We start from the raw sequence: 15,421 nt of genomic DNA, 5'->3' as shown, positions 1-15,421 counted from the left end.
AATCGGCAACCGACGGAGCGCCGCAGCGGATCACGTTGCGGCGCTCCGTCGCCATGCGCGCCGCTTTGGGTATGTTCGTCCTGATGGCGACTGGCGCTGCCTATACATGCTTCGCGTCGCATCTGGGCGCCTGGCAGGCGGTTCCGTTGACGTTTTCCGTGTGGGCGCTGCTGACGTTCTGTGCGGTAAAGCATGAGCATGCGCAGCCGGTCGCGCTGAAAATCGGCCCAGACGGAGTGTCCGCCTGGAACCGGGCCGGCAGTTTGTTGACACAGGGTCGCATTGCCGGCTGTTCGCAATGGAGCGATCGCCTGCTCGTTCTGGCGCTGGCGCCGGATCATGGGCGCTCCCGCACGCTGCTTCTTGCCGCCGACGCGCTTCCTGCGGCCGTTTTCCGGGAGCTGGCCGTGCTGGGCCGGCGTGGCGCCGGCGCCTGACTGTAACGACTGTAACCGCTGTTACCGGAGTAACGTGCCGCGATGATGGGGACGCTACAATGGTCCCCCGCCATGCGCCCTATAGTTAACGGATTTATCAGGTGAGCGAAAAAGAAATTGATCAGGTGCTGGTCGAGCGCGTCCAGAAGGGCGACAAGGCCGCGTTCGAGCTTCTGGTCTCCAAATACCACCGCAAGATTCTCCGGCTGATCTCCCGCCTCGTGCGGGACCCGGCCGAAGTGGAAGACGTCGCTCAGGACGCCTTTATCAAGGCGTACCGGGCGTTGCCGCAATTTCGCGGCGAATCGGCCTTTTATACGTGGTTGTACCGGATTGCGGTCAATACGGCAAAGAACTACCTTGCGACCCAAGGGCGGCGCGCACCGACTTCGACCGAAGCAGATGCTGAAGAAGCTGAAACTTTCTCGGACGCCGACCAACTAAGGGATATCAACACGCCTGAGTCGATGTTGATGAGCAAGCAGATCGCTGAGACGGTCAATGCTGCGATGGCGGTTTTACCGGAAGAGTTGCGCACCGCCATTACTCTTCGTGAAATTGAAGGTTTGAGTTACGAGGAAATCGCTGAGATGATGGGTTGCCCAATTGGCACAGTCAGATCACGAATTTTCCGCGCTCGCGAAGCCATTGCGGCAAAATTGCGTCCGTTGCTTGACACACCTGAAGGCAAGCGCTGGTAAACACCAGCCCGCCGGACGGGGCGCGGGTGCAATATCTGGATTAGTGGTGTCACTACGGGGTATTTGTAAGATGGGGAGCATCATGGGGTCGGTCTCGATGCAATCGCAAGCCAGCTCGCGCGGCGAGCGTCTGTCCGCTTTTGTCGACGGTGAGCTGTTCGGCGAAGAGCATCTGAACACGTTTGTTTCCGAACTGGACGGCGAAGATCGTGCCGCCTGGTCGTGCTATCACCTGATCGGCGACGCTCTGCGTTCCGACGATCTGGCGGTCAGCCCGGCGGCGAGCAGCGCGTTTCTGAGCGGTTTTGCCGCACGTTTCGACAATGAGCCGCACGTGCTCGCGCCTGCTGCAATGCCGGTCGCGCGGCGTTTGCTGGCGCTGCGCCGCCGCGTTGTGCCGGCGTTTGCTGTTGCCGCCGCCGCTGCCACGCTGACGTGGATCGTCGTGCCGCAACTGCAAGGCGTGCCGGGCGGCCCGGGTGTGGCGCAAGTCGCGTCGACCCAGTCGCATGGTGATTCGCTGCAACGTGTGGCTATGGCGTCGGTGCCGGCCGCTACGCTCCAGCCGGTTGCGCAAGACGCCAACATCATTCGTGACGCCAGTCTCGATCAGTATCTGGAAGCTCACCAGCAATTCGCGCAACAGCCGGTCATGCCGGGCTCGATGCCGCTGATTCGCGCTGCCGCCGTTTCTACGCAAGGCCAATAGTTTGATGCAGACTCCGCGGTTGAATAAAACGACTATCTGGGGGCGGCTGCCGGCATTTCTGTTCTGCGCAGCCGTATTGTTGTCCGCCACGCCGCGGGTCTTTGCACAAACCGACGATCCGCTCGTCGCCCGTCGCACGGCCGCAGAGCTGCTCGATCGCATTCATCAGGCTGCCCAGCAGCAGAACTACGAGGGTGCGTTCGTCTATCAGCGCGGCAATTTCGTCCAGACGTCGCGGATCGCGCACTACGCGACCCGTACTGACGGCGAATTCGAGCAACTCGAAAGCCTCGACGGCAAGCCGCGCAAAATGCTTCGTCACAACGAAGATCTCTACACGTTCGTGCCCGAGCGACATCTGTGCGTGGTCGAGAAGCGCCAGAACAAAGATTCGTTTCCCGCGCTGCTCGCTGTAAGCGGCGAGCAGGTGCTGTCCGTCTACGAGCCGAAGCTGCTCGGCGACGACCGCGTCGCGGGTATCGATAGCCAGGTAATCGAGCTCGATCCGAAAGACGCATATCGCTTTGCTTACAAACTGTGGGCCGACAAGAAGACCGGCCTGCTGTTGCGTGCGCAAACGCTCGATCCGAACGGCCAGGTGCTCGAACAGTTGTCGTTTTCGCAGATTCGTATCGGCGTGCCGGTCGACAAGACCGCCATCGTCAACGGCATTCGTAATACAACGGGTTGGACGGTAGTGCGTCCGCCGGTCGAGCCGGTCGATATGGCTGCGCAAGGCTGGCAAATCACGCCGACGGTGCCGGGCTTCCGCAAGATTCGCGAGCTTCGCCGTCCCATGGCCGCGCGTGACCCCGGCCAGCCCACCATTCCGGTTGATCAGGCTGTATTCTCCGACGGCCTTGCGGCCATTTCGGTATTCGTCGAGCCGGTCGAGAACAATACTCGCAAGGAAGGCGCGGGCAGTAGCGGCGCCACGCACGTGCTGGTCAAGCGGCGCGGCGACTTCTGGATTACTCTGCTTGGTGAAGTGCCCCAGACCACATTGCAGCAATTTGCGTCTGCCATAGAATATAAAGCTCCGAAGTAATCCTCCGAATCACACGAATCCCTCGGCTTGCTACGATATGACGACTTTCTCGGTGCGCAAATTCCTCGCGGCCGCGGTGGTAGCGGCGTGTTTGCCGCTCGTGCCGCACACGGCATCGGCCGCTCCCGCAGCCAATCTGCCCGACTTTACTGACCTCGTCGACAAGGTCGGCCCGGCAGTCGTCAACATTCGCACGACCACGCGCGTGTCGACCAGCGGTGCCCGCGGCGGGTTGCCGCCAGGCATGGACGATGGCGACATGTCGGAGTTTTTCCGGCGCTTCTTCGGCATCCCGTTGCCGCAGTCGCCGCAATCGCCGGGTTCGCCACGCGGTGGCGATAACGGTGGCAGCGGCAGTGGCGGCAACCAGGACTCGCCGGATAACAGCGATCCCGAACAGAACAGCGGCGTCGGCTCAGGCTTCATTCTGTCGGCGGACGGTTACGTGATGACCAACGCGCACGTCGTGGACGACGCGGACACCATTTACGTCACTCTTACTGACAAGCGCGAGTTCAAAGCCAAACTGATCGGCGTGGACGATCGGACCGATGTCGCCGTCGTGAAGATCAGCGCGGCCAACTTGCCGACCATCACGATCGGTGATTCGAACAAGGTGCGGGTGGGCGAGTGGGTGGTGGCAATCGGTTCGCCGTTTGGTCTCGAGAACACGGTGACAGCCGGTATCGTCAGCGCCAAGGGGCGCGATACGGGCGATTATCTGCCGTTCATCCAGACTGACGTGGCCGTCAATCCGGGTAATTCGGGCGGTCCGCTGATCAATATGCAGGGCGAAGTGATCGGCATCAATTCGCAGATTTACAGCCGTACTGGCGGCTTCATGGGCATCTCGTTCGCGATTCCGATCGACGAGGCGATGCGTGTGGCCGATCAGCTGAAGGCATCGGGCAAGGTCGTGCGCGGCCGGATCGCGGTGGCGATCGGTGAAGTCACTAAAGATGTTGCCGATTCGCTTGGTTTGCCGAAGGCGCAGGGCGCGCTGGTCAGCAGCGTCGAACCGGGTGGCCCGGCAGATAAAGCCGGCGTGCAGCCGGGCGACATCATCCTGAAGTTCAATGGCCATTCGGTCGACACGGCAACGGACTTGCCGCGTATGGTCGGCGATACGAAGCCGGGCACCAAGTCGACCATTACGATCTGGCGCAAGGGTCAGACGCGCGATCTGCCGGTCACGATTGCCGAGATGCAGCCGGACAAGACCGCCAAGGCGGATGACAAAAAGCCGCCGGTGCCGAAGCAGCGCGCCACGAACGTGTTGGGTCTTGCCGTTAGCGATATCCCTGCCGACCAGATGAAGGCGCTGAAGCTGCGCAACGGTGTGCAGATCGACGCGGTAGACGGCCCGGCCGTGCGCGTTGGACTGCAAAAGGGCGACATCGTCCTGCGTGTGGGCGATACGGATATCACGAGCGCGAAGCAGTTCGACGAGCTGACCGCACACCTCGACTCGCAGAAGATGGTTGCGTTGCTGGTCCGTCGCGGCGAGAACACGCAGTTCGTGCCGATTCGCCCGCGCGCCCAGAAATGACGTCAATGGCGCCACTCACGCTCTACGGGCGCGCGTGGTGCCACTTATGCGACGACATGCGCGCCGCGCTCGAGCCGTTGCTGGCCGAATTCGCTGCGCAAGTCGTCGTGATCGACGTCGACACGGATCCTTTGCTGGAAGCCCGTTATAACGAGCTGGTTCCGGTTCTGGTCTGTGACGGCGTCGAACTGTGTCACTATCACCTTGACGTGGCGCGGGTTCGCGCCGCGCTTACTGCACGCGTTGTAGTAACCCATCCGGGATCCGGTTAAGGGTCCAAAACAGGCGCGAACGTGCGCTGTTCACACCCCGTTTCACGTCTCTCCTAAGCCGTCTTTTCCGCCCGAGCCTTGCAAGATGCGCCGGGCGATAGCCTTTTCGGCTAAAATAGATAGGTTTTTCACCTACTTACAAGGCGTGCTCCGCTATTGTCCGAGCGCGCCTTTTTTGCTTGATCGGCACTGAATGGATCATATTCGTAACTTCTCGATCATTGCGCACATCGACCATGGCAAGTCGACTCTGGCTGATCGCATCATCCAGATCTGCGGTGGCTTGTCCGACCGCGAGATGGAATCTCAAGTGCTCGACTCGATGGATCTCGAGCGCGAGCGCGGTATCACGATCAAGGCACAAACCGCTGCACTGACGTACAAAGCCCGTGACGGGCAGATCTACAACCTGAACATGATCGACACGCCGGGCCACGTCGACTTCTCGTATGAAGTCAGCCGCTCGCTGTCCGCATGTGAAGGCGCATTGCTGGTCGTCGACGCAAGCCAGGGCGTGGAAGCGCAAACCGTCGCCAACTGCTACACGGCGATCGAACTTGGCGTCGACGTCATTCCGGTGCTCAACAAGATCGACCTGCCGGCCGCGAATCCCGAGAACGCGATCGAAGAAATCGAAGACGTGATCGGTATCGACGCAACCGATGCGACGCGTTGCAGTGCGAAGACCGGCCTCGGCGTGGAAGACGTACTCGAAGCACTGGTCGCTAAAGTGCCGCCGCCCAAGGGCGATCCGGAAGCACCGCTGCAGGCGCTGATCATCGACTCGTGGTTCGATAACTACGTGGGCGTCGTGATGCTGGTGCGTATCGTCAACGGCACGCTGCGCCCGAAAGACAAGATCCGCATGATGGCGACCGGCGCGCAGTATCCGGTCGAGCATATCGGCGTGTTTACGCCGAAGTCGAAGAACCTCGAATCGCTGTCGGCGGGGCAGGTGGGTTTCATCATCGCCGGCATCAAGGAATTGGCCGCTGCGAAGGTGGGGGACACCGTCACGCTGTTGAACCGTCCTGCTGCCGAACCGCTGCCGGGCTTCAAGGAAGTGAAGCCGCAGGTGTTCGCCGGTCTCTATCCGGTCGAAGCGAACCAGTATGATGCGCTGCGCGACTCGCTGGAAAAGCTGAAGCTGAACGACGCCTCGCTGATGTACGAGCCGGAAGTGTCGCAGGCGCTCGGCTTCGGTTTCCGTTGCGGCTTCCTCGGCCTGCTGCACATGGAGATCGTGCAGGAGCGTCTCGAGCGCGAGTTCGACATGGACCTGATCACCACGGCGCCGACCGTGGTGTACGAAGTTCTGCAGCGCGATGGCACGATCCTCATGGTCGAAAACCCGGCCAAGATGCCGGAGCCCTCGAAGATCGAAGAAGTGCGCGAGCCGATCGTCACCGTGAATCTGTACATGCCGCAAGACTACGTCGGCTCGGTGATCACGCTGTGTACGCAAAAGCGCGGCAACCAGATCAACATGCAGTACCACGGCCGTCAGGTGCAGTTGACCTACGAAATCCCGATGGGCGAAGTCGTGCTCGATTTCTTCGATCGTCTGAAGTCCATCTCGCGCGGCTACGCGTCGATGGATTACGAGTTCAAGGAATATCGCGCGGCAGATGTCGTGAAGGTCGACATGCTGATCAACGGCGACAAGGTGGACGCCTTGTCCGTGATCGTGCACCGTTCGCAAAGCCAGTATCGCGGCCGTGAAGTCGCGGCGAAAATGCGTGAACTGATTCCGCGCCAGATGTACGACGTGGCGATTCAGGCCACCATCGGTTCGAACATTATTGCCCGCGAGAACATTAAAGCCTTGCGTAAGAACGTGCTGGCAAAATGCTACGGCGGCGACATTTCCCGTAAGAAGAAACTGCTCGAGAAACAAAAGGCAGGCAAGAAGCGAATGAAGCAGGTCGGGTCCGTCGAGATTCCGCAAGAAGCTTTCCTCGCGATTCTGCGTGTCGAAGACAAATAAGACGAACAACGGAACCCTATGAATTTTGCGCTGATTCTTTTTGTGCTCGTCATTTTGACGGGCGTCGCATGGGTCGCAGACAAACTGGTTTTCATGCCGCAACGGCGGCGCGCGGCGGAAGCCGTGGTCGCCGAGTTCGACCGCCAGCAGGCGCGCGTCGGCGAGCGTTTCGCCGACGAAAACGCGGCGCAAACGCGTGCCCGTCTGCGTGACGACAAGCTGCGTCAACCGTGGTGGCTCGAGTATTCGGCGAGCTTTTTCCCGGTGATTCTGGTGGTGTTCGTGGTGCGCTCGTTCGTGGTCGAGCCGTTCAAGATTCCGTCGGGTTCGATGGTGCCGACGCTGCTGGTGGGCGACTTCATCCTCGTCAATAAATTCGACTACGGCATCCGTCTGCCGATCACCAACACGAAGGTCACCGAAGGCCGTCCGCTCGAGCGTGGCGACGTGGTGGTGTTTCGCTACCCGAAAGACGAATCGGTCGACTACATCAAGCGCGTGATCGGTCTGCCGGGCGACACTGTCGCTTATCAGGACAAGCAACTGACGATCAACGGCAAGCCGGTGCCGGAAACGCCGCTGCCTGACTACCTCGACGAAGAGCGTCTCGGCTACGCAAAGCAATTCGAAGAAAATCTCGACGGCCGCAAGAACGCGATTCTGAACAACCCGGCCGTGCCGCCGTTCATCGTCGGTGCGGAAGATTATCCGTATCGCGATAACTGCACGTACAACGCACGCGGCGTGATCTGCAAAGTGCCGCCTGGCAATTACTTCATGATGGGCGACAACCGCGATAACAGCGCGGACAGCCGTTACTGGGGTTTCGCGCCGGATAAAAATATTGTCGGTCGCGCGTTTTTCATCTGGATGAACTTCAGCGATCTGAAACGCATCGGCTCATTCCACTGAGCACGCATGTCTTGATCGCACAGCACGCCGCGCGGGTGGCCCACACTTAGGTAACATCAGTCGCGGCGTGTTATCACGCTACTTTAAGAATCTGCGGTAACGTCGCTTCACCACGCTTTTTCCGCTGGCCGTCCCGCGTTTTCGCCGGGGCAGGCGCCCGCGTTATACTCTGCCCATGCCCCTATCTCCGTTGGAAAGCCGTCTGCGCTACGAATTTCGCAATGCGGAATTGTTGCGCCAGGCTTTAACGCACCGCAGTCATAGCTCCACGCACAACGAACGGCTCGAGTTTCTCGGCGACTCCGTTCTAAATTGCGCGGTGGCTGCGCTTTTGTTCCAACGTTTCGGCAAACTGGACGAAGGCGACCTGTCGCGCGTCCGCGCCAATCTGGTCAAACAGCAGTCGCTTTACGAAATAGCTCAGGCCCTTAATATCTCTGAAGGCCTGCGTCTCGGTGAGGGCGAACTGCGCAGCGGCGGCTTCCGCCGTCCGTCGATCCTGGCTGACACGCTCGAAGCCGTGCTGGGCGCGGTGTTCCTCGACGGCGGGTTCGATGCTGCCCAGACGGTCATCAAGCGCCTTTACGTTCCGATTCTCGATCACATCGACCCGCGCACGCTCGGCAAGGACGCCAAGACGCTGCTGCAGGAGTATCTGCAGGGCCACAAGATCGCGTTGCCAACCTACACGGTCGTCGCGACGCATGGTGCGGCGCACAATCAGCAATTTGAAGTTGAGTGCACGGTGCCGAAACTGGACGTTAAGGTGTCCGGCTCCGGTGCGAGCCGCCGCGCGGCCGAGCAGGCCGCGGCCAAGAAGGCGCTCGACGAAGTCATGGCCGCCGCGCCCGCCGTGGTCGCCAAGCCTAAGCGTTCAAAGGGCGCCCGTGCGGCGAAGAATGCCGAGCAGGAGGTTGTGCCCGGCGTGACCGGCGTACAGGCCGCGCTCGATTTGCGCAGCCCGGATCGGAAGAGCGAACGCGGGGCCGGGCGGGGTGAAACCCGCACGGCGCCGGCGGCGGAGTCTGCAGCCGAACGGCCGACCCTGACTGCGACGTCCGCGCCGCTGGCCGTGATTCGCGCCGCGCACGTGGAGTACAGCGGGCAGGACAAGTCGGAGCGCGCTGAGAGAGCTGACAGGTCTGCTGACAAAGCGGCAGCCGACAAGCCCGACGCCAAATCTGCTGAAATCAGATCCGAAGCCGGGAAGCCCGTAGACGCAAAGGCTGCTGAAGCCAAGCCCGCAGATGCAAAGGGCGCCGAAGCCAAGCCAGAAGCCGTCTCCCGCAGCGCCGACAAACACCGCAGCCGTGAAACCACACCCGGCGCAGCCGTGCCCACGCCTGGCGTGCCGGCACCTATCGAACACGAACCCGGCGTAGCCGACGCGGTGCAAACCCGCGTCGCCGATGCGGGCCATTGATTTCCATCGGCGCGCCATTCCCCGCGCGTCGATCTGAACCTGCCGTAGCCCGAATATGAACGCTCCCACTCCCACTGGTTTTCGCTGCGGCATGGTCGCGATCGTCGGCCGCCCGAACGTTGGCAAATCCACGCTGATGAATGCGCTGGTCGGCCAGAAAGTCAGTATCACGTCGCGCAAGGCGCAGACCACGCGCCACCGCATCACAGGCATTCATACGTTTGAAGACGCGCAGTACATCTTCGTCGACACGCCGGGTTTCCAGACCAAGCACAGCGGCGCGCTGAACCGTTCGCTCAACCGCGCGGTCACGTCCACGCTGAGTTCGGTCGACGCGATTCTGTTCGTGATCGAAGCCGGCCGCTTCGGCCCGGACGATCAGAAGGTGCTCGACCTGATTCCGCCGTCGGTACCCACGCTGCTGATCGCGAACAAGCTCGATCGCGTGTCGGATAAGGACTCGCTGTATCCGTTCATGCAGCAGGTGAGTGCGCTGCGTCAGTTCAACGAGATCGTGCCGCTGTCGGCGAAGAATTCGGACGACATCAAGCGTTTGCTGGAGACGATCAAGCCGTTCCTGCCGGAAGGCGCACCGATTTACGGCGAAGACGATCTGACCGATCGTAGCGAGCGCTTTCTTGCCGCCGAAATCCTGCGCGAAAAAGTGTTCCGCTGGACCGGCGACGAACTGCCGTACACGAGCACCGTGCTGATCGACAAGTTCGAAACCGAGGGGCGTCTGCGCCGCATTTTCGCGACCATCCTGGTGGAGCGCGATACGCAAAAAGCGATGATCATCGGCCAGAAGGGCGCCAAGCTGAAGCAGATCAGCACCGAAGCGCGCCTCGACATGGAAAAACTGTTCGACGGTCCGGTGTATCTGGAAACCTTCATCAAGGTGAAGAGCGGCTGGGCTGACAACGAAGCCGGACTCCGTGCGTATGGGTACGAATGACGCGTGGATGACGCTGAATTCCGACGCTGACCCGGACGACTCGGCGCCGGCAGCGCCGGCACGCGAGCCGTCCAAACCGGCTCGCAGTACCAAAAAATCCTCATCGAGCGCCAAAAGCGCTCAGGGTGCTCAAAGCGGCGCTCAAGGCGCCGAAGGCGAGCCGCGCAAAGCGCCGCCGCGCCGCGCGCCTCGCACCTCCGCGTCCGATTACCGGATCGCTGAGCAACCCGCTTTTGTCCTGCACAGTTATCCGTATCGTGAGACCAGCCTGATCATCGACGTGCTGTCGCGCGATCACGGCCGTCTTGCGCTCGTCGCGAAGGGCGCGAAGCGTCCGCACTCCGCTTTGCGCGGCGTGCTACAGACGTTCCAGCCGCTCGCCTTGTCGTGGACCGGCAAATCCGAAGTGCGCACGCTGACCGGCGCCGAATGGGTTGGCGGCATGTTGCCCTTGGCGGGCGACGCGCTGCTCTGCGGTTTCTATGTCAACGAACTGCTGGTCAAATTCTGCGCGCGCGAAGACCCGCATCCGCAACTGTTCCATCACTACGTCGTCACGATGACGCGCCTCGCGCATGACGAGCCGCCCGTGCAGGTGCTGCGTTCGTTCGAGCGCGTGCTGCTGCGGGAAACCGGTTATGCGATGGCGCTCGATCGCACCGTTGCGCGCAAAGCGGTGCAGGCCGAAGGCCGCTACGTGTTCGATCCGGAGCGCGGCGTGCGCGAAGCCTCCGACGATCTGCCCGCGCAATGGCCGGTGATTGCCGGACAGACCTTGCTCGATATGGAAAAGGACGATTACCATCGAGCGCAGACTGTGGCGCAAAGCAAAACGCTGATGCGCTTTCTGCTCAACACTTACCTTGGCGGCACGCCGCTCGCGACGCGCCAGATACTGATCGACTTGCAGAACTTATGAGCTTCTTTCTTACGTCGCCGAATGTGATTGACCTGGGCGTGAACATCGATCACGTCGCCACGCTGCGCAACGCGCGCGGCACGTCTTACCCCGATCCGATCCGAGCTGCGTTGATGGCCGAAGAGGCCGGCGCCGACGTGATCACGCTGCATCTGCGTGAAGACCGCCGCCATATCGTCGACGCCGACGTGCGCAAGCTGCGGCCGTTGTTGAAAACGCGCATGAATCTGGAATGCGCGGTCACGCAGGAAATGCTCGACATCGCGTGCGAAGTGCAGCCGCACGACACTTGCCTCGTGCCAGAAAAGCGCCAGGAACTGACGACTGAAGGCGGCCTCGACGTCGCTGGCCAGTTCGAAGCCGTGCGCGCCGCATGCAAGCAACTCGCCGAAGCGAGCTCGCGCGTGTCGCTCTTCATCGATCCGGACGAAACGCAAATCCGCGCCGCGCACGAAGCGGGCGCGCCGGTGATCGAGCTGCACACGGGCCGCTATGCCGAAGCGCACGATCCCGCCGAACAGCAGCGCGAATATGAGCGCGTGGTGCGTGCCGTCGAATTCGGCGCGACGCTCGGCATCAAGGTCAATGCGGGTCACGGCCTGCACTACACCAACGTTCAGCAGATCGCCGCGATCGAAGGCATCGTCGAATTGAATATCGGTCACGCGATCGTCGCGCATGCGATCTTCGCCGGGTGGGACAACGCCGTGCGCGAGATGAAGGCGATCATGGTCGCCGCCCGTCTCGGCGCAAGCGCGTAACGCCGCGGCGCCGAACATGACGATCTACGGCATCGGTACGGATATCGTTCAGGTCAGCCGCGTGGCCGCGGTGATGACACGCACCAACGGCCGCTTCGCCGAGAAGGTGCTCGGCCCGGACGAGCTGCGCGTGTATCACGCGCGTCACGCGCGGTCGGCGGCGCGCGGACTCGCATTTCTCGCCACGCGGTTCTCGGCGAAAGAAGCCTTCTCAAAAGCGATCGGCCTCGGCATGCGTTGGCCGATGACCTGGCGCGCGCTGCAAACGCTCAACAAGCCGAGCGGCGAGCCGATGGTGGTGGCATCGGGCGAACTGGCCGAATGGCTCGACGCGCGCGGCATCACGGCGCGCGTGACGATTAGCGACGAACGCGATTACGCGGTGTCGTTTGTGATTGCGGAAACCGGGGATGTGGCGCGAACGCCGGAGGCCCCCCACGCACCCGCCAGCGACGAATAAAAATATTCTGAACGCGGTGCACGTCGGCCGTGTCTCTCTTTGCTTCAAGCTTTTTCTAGCGGAATTCGATGAAACTCACTCCCGGACCGGTAATGCTCGACGTGGTCGGCACAAGGCTGAACCACGACGACAAACGCCGCCTTGCCCATCCGATGACCGGCGGCGTGATCCTGTTCACCCGGCATTACGAGAGCCGCGCACAATTGATCGCGCTCACCGATTCGATTCGCGCGATTCGCGACGATCTGCTGATTGCCGTCGACCACGAAGGCGGCCGCGTGCAGCGCTTTCGCACCGACGGCTTCACGGTGTTGCCGGCCATGGGCAAGCTCGGTACGTTGTGGGACAGCGACGTGCTGCACGCCACGAAGGTGACGACTGCGGTCGGCTACATTCTCGCGTCTGAGTTGCGCGCGTGCGGAATCGATATGAGTTTCACGCCGGTGCTCGATCTGAATTACGGCCAGTCGCAGGTGATCGGCGATCGCTCGTGCCATCGCGACCCGCGCGTCGTGACCTTGCTGGCGAAGAGCCTCAGTCACGGCCTTGCGTTGGCGGGCATGAGCAATTGCGGCAAACATTTTCCAGGACACGGCTTCGCGCACGCAGACTCCCACGTCGCGATGCCGGTCGACGACCGTTCGCTCGATGAAATCCTGCGCGAGGACGCGGCGCCGTACGACTGGCTCGATGTGTCGCTCGGGGCGGTGCTGCCCGCCCATGTTGTTTATCCGCAGGTCGACTCGAAGCCGGCGGGTTTTTCGCGTGTCTGGCTGCAGGACATCCTGCGCAAGAAATTGCGTTTCGAAGGCGCGGTCTTCAGCGACGATCTTTCGATGGAAGCCGCGCGCCAGGGCGGCACGCTGACCGAAGGCGCGACCGCCGCACTGCAGGCCGGCTGCGACATGGTGCTGATCTGTAATCAGCCGGACGAAGCGGAGAAGGTGCTGGACGCGCTGCGCTTCACGCCGTCGAAGGAGTCGCAGCAGCGGCTCAAGCGCATGCGGCCGCGCGGCAAGGCGCTCAAGTGGAGCAAGCTGGTCGCCGAGCCGCAGTATCTGCAAGCGCAAACTTTGTTGCGCAGTGCGTTTGCTTGAGCAACCGGTAAAGAGCGAATCCACAACTCAAGCGTTTGCATCGAACAAAAAAACGGCGCCTCTTTCAGGCGCCGTTTTTCCATTCAAGCGAGGCCTGCCGCAAAGCCGGCCTCACCCGGTCAGTTCAAACGCATCCGTTGCAGCTTGTTGTACAGCGTCTTCGGACTGATCCCCAGCAACGACGCCGCGCGATGGCGCGTGCCGCCGACCGCATCGAGCGTGGCGCGAATCAGCATTTCCTCGACGTCCGCGAGGGGCGTGCCGACGGTGACCTGCACGCGGCTGCCGTTCAGATCGCGCCCGTTTACCGAGCCCGCTTCATCGGCGCGCAACGATTCCAGGACGTCGCCCGATGCGTGATACGCGCGGCGCACGCGATCCTGCAACTCGCGCACATTGCCCGGCCACTCGTACGAGAGGCACTCGCGCAGGAAGTTGGGTCCGACCTGCTTGGCCGTTTCCGAGGTGCCGCGCGTGATCGCTTCGTGATTCAACTCGTCGACAACGGCTTGCGCGATCAGCGTCGGATCGTCACCGCGCTCGCGCAACGGCGGCAGCGATATCGCGGCCGCTTCGAGACGTAACGCCAAGTCTTCGTGCAGGCTGCCGTCGGCGACCGCCGCGCGCGGGTTTTTGCGCGTCGAGGCGATCAGCCGGAAGTCTGTCGCCACCTGATTCGTGCCGCCGACTCGCATGAAGGTCTGCGAATCGAGTGCACGCAGCAGCGCTTCCTGCTGGGCGCGCGGCAGTTCGGCGATTTCGTCGATGAACAGCGTACCGCCACTGGCCTGCTCGAACAGGCCCGGCTCGCGCTGTTCGGCACCGCTGAACGCGCCGCGTTCGTGGCCGAACAGCACGCTGTCGAGCGAGCGGTGCGCCGCGACGCTGGCCGCCGTCCGGCAGTCGAACGTGATGAACGGTCCTTTGCGGCGCCGGCTCATGTCGTGCAGCGTGCGCGCGGCAAGCTGCTTGCCCGTGCCGGCTTCGCCGGAAATCAGCACAGCGGCTTCGGTCGGCGCGATATGTTCGATCGTGTCGTAGACATGCTGGATCGCACCGCTGCGGCCGAGTAGCGAGCCGAAACGACCGAGTCGGCGCAGCGACGCGCGTAGCGTCTGGACTTCTTCGGTCAGCTCGTACGGACGCGGAATCCGGGCGAGCAGGCTGCGCAGGCGCGGGATATTGACCGGTTTAAGCAGATAGTCCCAAATGCCGTGCCGCAGACCCTCGATCGCGCTCTCGACCGTCGCGTTGCCGGTCATCACGATCACGGGCAGGGCGCCGCCGGGTGGATGCGCGGGCAGGTGCTGCAACACGTCGAGCCCGCTGCCGTCCGGCAGATTCAGGTCGACCAGCACGACATCGGGGATGAAGCGCGTCAATGCCGCCCGGGCCTCGGCGATGGTGGTCGCGGTGTCGACAGAGAAGCCGTCGGCGGCGAGGATGGCGGACAGGCCTGACAGGCTATTGGGATCGTCTTCAACAATCAGGGCGTGTGGCATGGCGAGCGCTATTTTTGGATGGACGGAATACCCGATACGCCGCGCCGGTGCTCTGGCGCGCGACACGGGCGCGATGGCTGGCCGGTACTGTCGGTCGAATGCCGGACCGCATGGGCAGCGCCTGCCGGGACGGCGGGATAGCCGCGGCCCGATTGGCATGGGCGCAGCGCAAGCCGCGGAACACGGCCTGCAAGCGGATCTGGGGCGATTCGACTCACGTAGTTCTGGTCCTTTGCTTTTCAGTGGATGCCCGCCCTGACGCGATGTGACGCGTGGAGGGGCACCTGTATTTTCTTCATTCGACCGGTCAGAAATCCCGATGGCTGTCGAAGAAACGCCGTACCTCGAGTTCCGCTTGCTGGCGAGTCTTACCGTAGCGTTCCTGGATCAGGCCGGCCAATTTGTCGACCCGGCCTTCTGCCTTGGTCAATTCATCGTCCGTCAATTCACCCCATGCTGTCTTGGCCTTGCCGACCATTTGCTTCCACTTGCCTTCAGCGATGTCGTGATTCATGTCGCATCTCCGGAGTTGAGGGAATCAAGCCTTACTGGCCTCTATCGGAGAGAAGCATGGACTGTGCCACAGACAATTACTTAAGCTTATCAATGGTTTATTTGACGCGAGATAGGAAGGAAAGCACAACGGACAGGCATTTTTGAGAAAGGGCCGGTAAAGATTTCCACAACCA

16 protein-coding genes are annotated in these 15,421 nt (G+C 61.9%); 14 read left to right on the top strand and 2 right to left on the bottom strand.

Annotated features, from left to right (window positions below; genetic code table 11):
- Positions 1-53: 53 nt before the first annotated feature.
- The 14 genes from M0D68_RS24730 (at position 54) to nagZ (ending at position 13,230) form a co-directional block, all read left to right on the top strand.
- Positions 54-437: a protein YgfX gene (locus tag M0D68_RS24730; protein WP_266225638.1), complete on the top strand. Its 384-nt coding sequence runs from the start codon at positions 54-56 to the stop codon at positions 435-437.
- A 101-nt stretch (positions 438-538) separates the two neighbouring features.
- Complete coding sequence (rpoE, locus tag M0D68_RS24725) at positions 539-1,138, top strand: RNA polymerase sigma factor RpoE (RefSeq protein WP_006051939.1); 600 nt, start codon at positions 539-541, stop codon at positions 1,136-1,138.
- An 82-nt stretch (positions 1,139-1,220) separates the two neighbouring features.
- A complete protein-coding gene (locus M0D68_RS24720; RefSeq protein WP_054036216.1) occupies positions 1,221-1,847 on the top strand; it encodes a sigma-E factor negative regulatory protein in 627 nt (208 codons plus the stop codon).
- A gap of 4 nt (positions 1,848-1,851) precedes the next feature.
- Positions 1,852-2,895, top strand: a complete 1,044-nt coding sequence (locus M0D68_RS24715) for a MucB/RseB C-terminal domain-containing protein (RefSeq protein WP_093640668.1) — start codon at positions 1,852-1,854, stop codon at positions 2,893-2,895.
- A 37-nt stretch (positions 2,896-2,932) separates the two neighbouring features.
- Positions 2,933-4,444 (top strand): DegQ family serine endoprotease, encoded by a 1,512-nt coding sequence (locus M0D68_RS24710; RefSeq protein ID WP_200618373.1) that lies wholly within the window; start codon positions 2,933-2,935, stop codon positions 4,442-4,444.
- Positions 4,441-4,716, top strand: coding sequence for a glutaredoxin family protein (locus M0D68_RS24705; RefSeq protein WP_200618374.1), 276 nt, complete (start codon positions 4,441-4,443; stop codon positions 4,714-4,716). Before M0D68_RS24710 ends, M0D68_RS24705 begins: the two co-directional genes overlap by 4 nt.
- Positions 4,717-4,909: 193 nt before the next feature.
- Positions 4,910-6,703, top strand: a complete 1,794-nt coding sequence (lepA, locus tag M0D68_RS24700) for a translation elongation factor 4 (RefSeq protein WP_093640463.1) — start codon at positions 4,910-4,912, stop codon at positions 6,701-6,703.
- Positions 6,704-6,721: 18 nt separating this feature from the next.
- Positions 6,722-7,615 (top strand): signal peptidase I, encoded by an 894-nt coding sequence (gene lepB, locus M0D68_RS24695; RefSeq protein ID WP_266225637.1) that lies wholly within the window; start codon positions 6,722-6,724, stop codon positions 7,613-7,615.
- Between the two features lie 175 nt (positions 7,616-7,790).
- Positions 7,791-9,038, top strand: coding sequence for a ribonuclease III (gene rnc / locus M0D68_RS24690; protein WP_266225636.1), 1,248 nt, complete (start codon positions 7,791-7,793; stop codon positions 9,036-9,038).
- Positions 9,039-9,093: 55 nt separating this feature from the next.
- A complete protein-coding gene (era, locus tag M0D68_RS24685; protein ID WP_093640457.1) occupies positions 9,094-9,993 on the top strand; it encodes a GTPase Era in 900 nt (299 codons plus the stop codon).
- Positions 9,980-10,912, top strand: coding sequence for a DNA repair protein RecO (recO, locus tag M0D68_RS24680; RefSeq protein ID WP_200564617.1), 933 nt, complete (start codon positions 9,980-9,982; stop codon positions 10,910-10,912). Before era ends, recO begins: the two co-directional genes overlap by 14 nt.
- The gene (gene pdxJ, locus M0D68_RS24675; protein WP_093640452.1) at positions 10,909-11,673 is read left to right on the top strand and encodes a pyridoxine 5'-phosphate synthase; all 765 of its coding nucleotides are present in this window, start codon (positions 10,909-10,911) and stop codon (positions 11,671-11,673) included. The genes recO and pdxJ overlap by 4 nt, the downstream gene beginning before the upstream one ends.
- A gap of 16 nt (positions 11,674-11,689) precedes the next feature.
- Entirely contained in the window at positions 11,690-12,133 is a 444-nt protein-coding gene (gene acpS / locus M0D68_RS24670; RefSeq protein WP_093640449.1) for a holo-ACP synthase, read from the top strand.
- A gap of 68 nt (positions 12,134-12,201) precedes the next feature.
- Complete coding sequence (nagZ, locus tag M0D68_RS24665) at positions 12,202-13,230, top strand: beta-N-acetylhexosaminidase (protein ID WP_266225635.1); 1,029 nt, start codon at positions 12,202-12,204, stop codon at positions 13,228-13,230.
- Positions 13,231-13,349: 119 nt separating this feature from the next.
- On the opposite strand, the gene M0D68_RS24660 is transcribed toward nagZ, so the two are convergent.
- Together M0D68_RS24660 and M0D68_RS24655 are read right to left on the bottom strand one after the other, a co-directional pair.
- Positions 13,350-14,732: a sigma-54 dependent transcriptional regulator gene (locus M0D68_RS24660; protein WP_093640444.1), complete on the bottom strand. Its 1,383-nt coding sequence runs from the start codon at positions 14,730-14,732 to the stop codon at positions 13,350-13,352.
- Between the two features lie 307 nt (positions 14,733-15,039).
- Positions 15,040-15,246, bottom strand: a complete 207-nt coding sequence (locus M0D68_RS24655; protein WP_200618380.1) for a CsbD family protein — start codon at positions 15,244-15,246, stop codon at positions 15,040-15,042.
- Between the last annotated feature and the right edge of the window lie 175 nt (positions 15,247-15,421).

The sequence above is a fragment of the Paraburkholderia sp. SEWSISQ10-3 4 genome (assembly GCF_030464785.1).
Classification (GTDB): domain Bacteria; phylum Pseudomonadota; class Gammaproteobacteria; order Burkholderiales; family Burkholderiaceae; genus Paraburkholderia; species Paraburkholderia aspalathi.
The sequence above is the reverse complement of the archived record's forward strand: the minus strand, read 5'-3'. Positions and strand labels throughout refer to the sequence as shown.

Excerpts from the sequence above, each read along its gene's own strand:
- lepA (WP_093640463.1), top strand. The coding sequence starts at position 4,910 with ATGGATCATATTCGTAACTTCTCGATCATTGCGCACATCGACCATGGC.
- rnc (WP_266225636.1), top strand. The coding sequence starts at position 7,791 with ATGCCCCTATCTCCGTTGGAAAGCCGTCTGCGCTACGAATTTCGCAAT.
- lepB (WP_266225637.1), top strand. The coding sequence starts at position 6,722 with ATGAATTTTGCGCTGATTCTTTTTGTGCTCGTCATTTTGACGGGCGTC.
- recO (WP_200564617.1), top strand. The coding sequence starts at position 9,980 with ATGGGTACGAATGACGCGTGGATGACGCTGAATTCCGACGCTGACCCG.
- pdxJ (WP_093640452.1), top strand. The coding sequence starts at position 10,909 with ATGAGCTTCTTTCTTACGTCGCCGAATGTGATTGACCTGGGCGTGAAC.
- M0D68_RS24730 (WP_266225638.1), top strand. The coding sequence starts at position 54 with ATGCGCGCCGCTTTGGGTATGTTCGTCCTGATGGCGACTGGCGCTGCC.
- M0D68_RS24655 (WP_200618380.1), bottom strand. The coding sequence starts at position 15,246 with ATGAATCACGACATCGCTGAAGGCAAGTGGAAGCAAATGGTCGGCAAG.
- acpS (WP_093640449.1), top strand. The coding sequence starts at position 11,690 with ATGACGATCTACGGCATCGGTACGGATATCGTTCAGGTCAGCCGCGTG.
- M0D68_RS24660 (WP_093640444.1), bottom strand. The coding sequence starts at position 14,732 with ATGCCACACGCCCTGATTGTTGAAGACGATCCCAATAGCCTGTCAGGC.
- M0D68_RS24715 (WP_093640668.1), top strand. The coding sequence starts at position 1,852 with ATGCAGACTCCGCGGTTGAATAAAACGACTATCTGGGGGCGGCTGCCG.
- M0D68_RS24705 (WP_200618374.1), top strand. The coding sequence starts at position 4,441 with ATGACGTCAATGGCGCCACTCACGCTCTACGGGCGCGCGTGGTGCCAC.
- M0D68_RS24720 (WP_054036216.1), top strand. The coding sequence starts at position 1,221 with ATGGGGTCGGTCTCGATGCAATCGCAAGCCAGCTCGCGCGGCGAGCGT.
- M0D68_RS24710 (WP_200618373.1), top strand. The coding sequence starts at position 2,933 with ATGACGACTTTCTCGGTGCGCAAATTCCTCGCGGCCGCGGTGGTAGCG.
- era (WP_093640457.1), top strand. The coding sequence starts at position 9,094 with ATGAACGCTCCCACTCCCACTGGTTTTCGCTGCGGCATGGTCGCGATC.
- nagZ (WP_266225635.1), top strand. The coding sequence starts at position 12,202 with ATGAAACTCACTCCCGGACCGGTAATGCTCGACGTGGTCGGCACAAGG.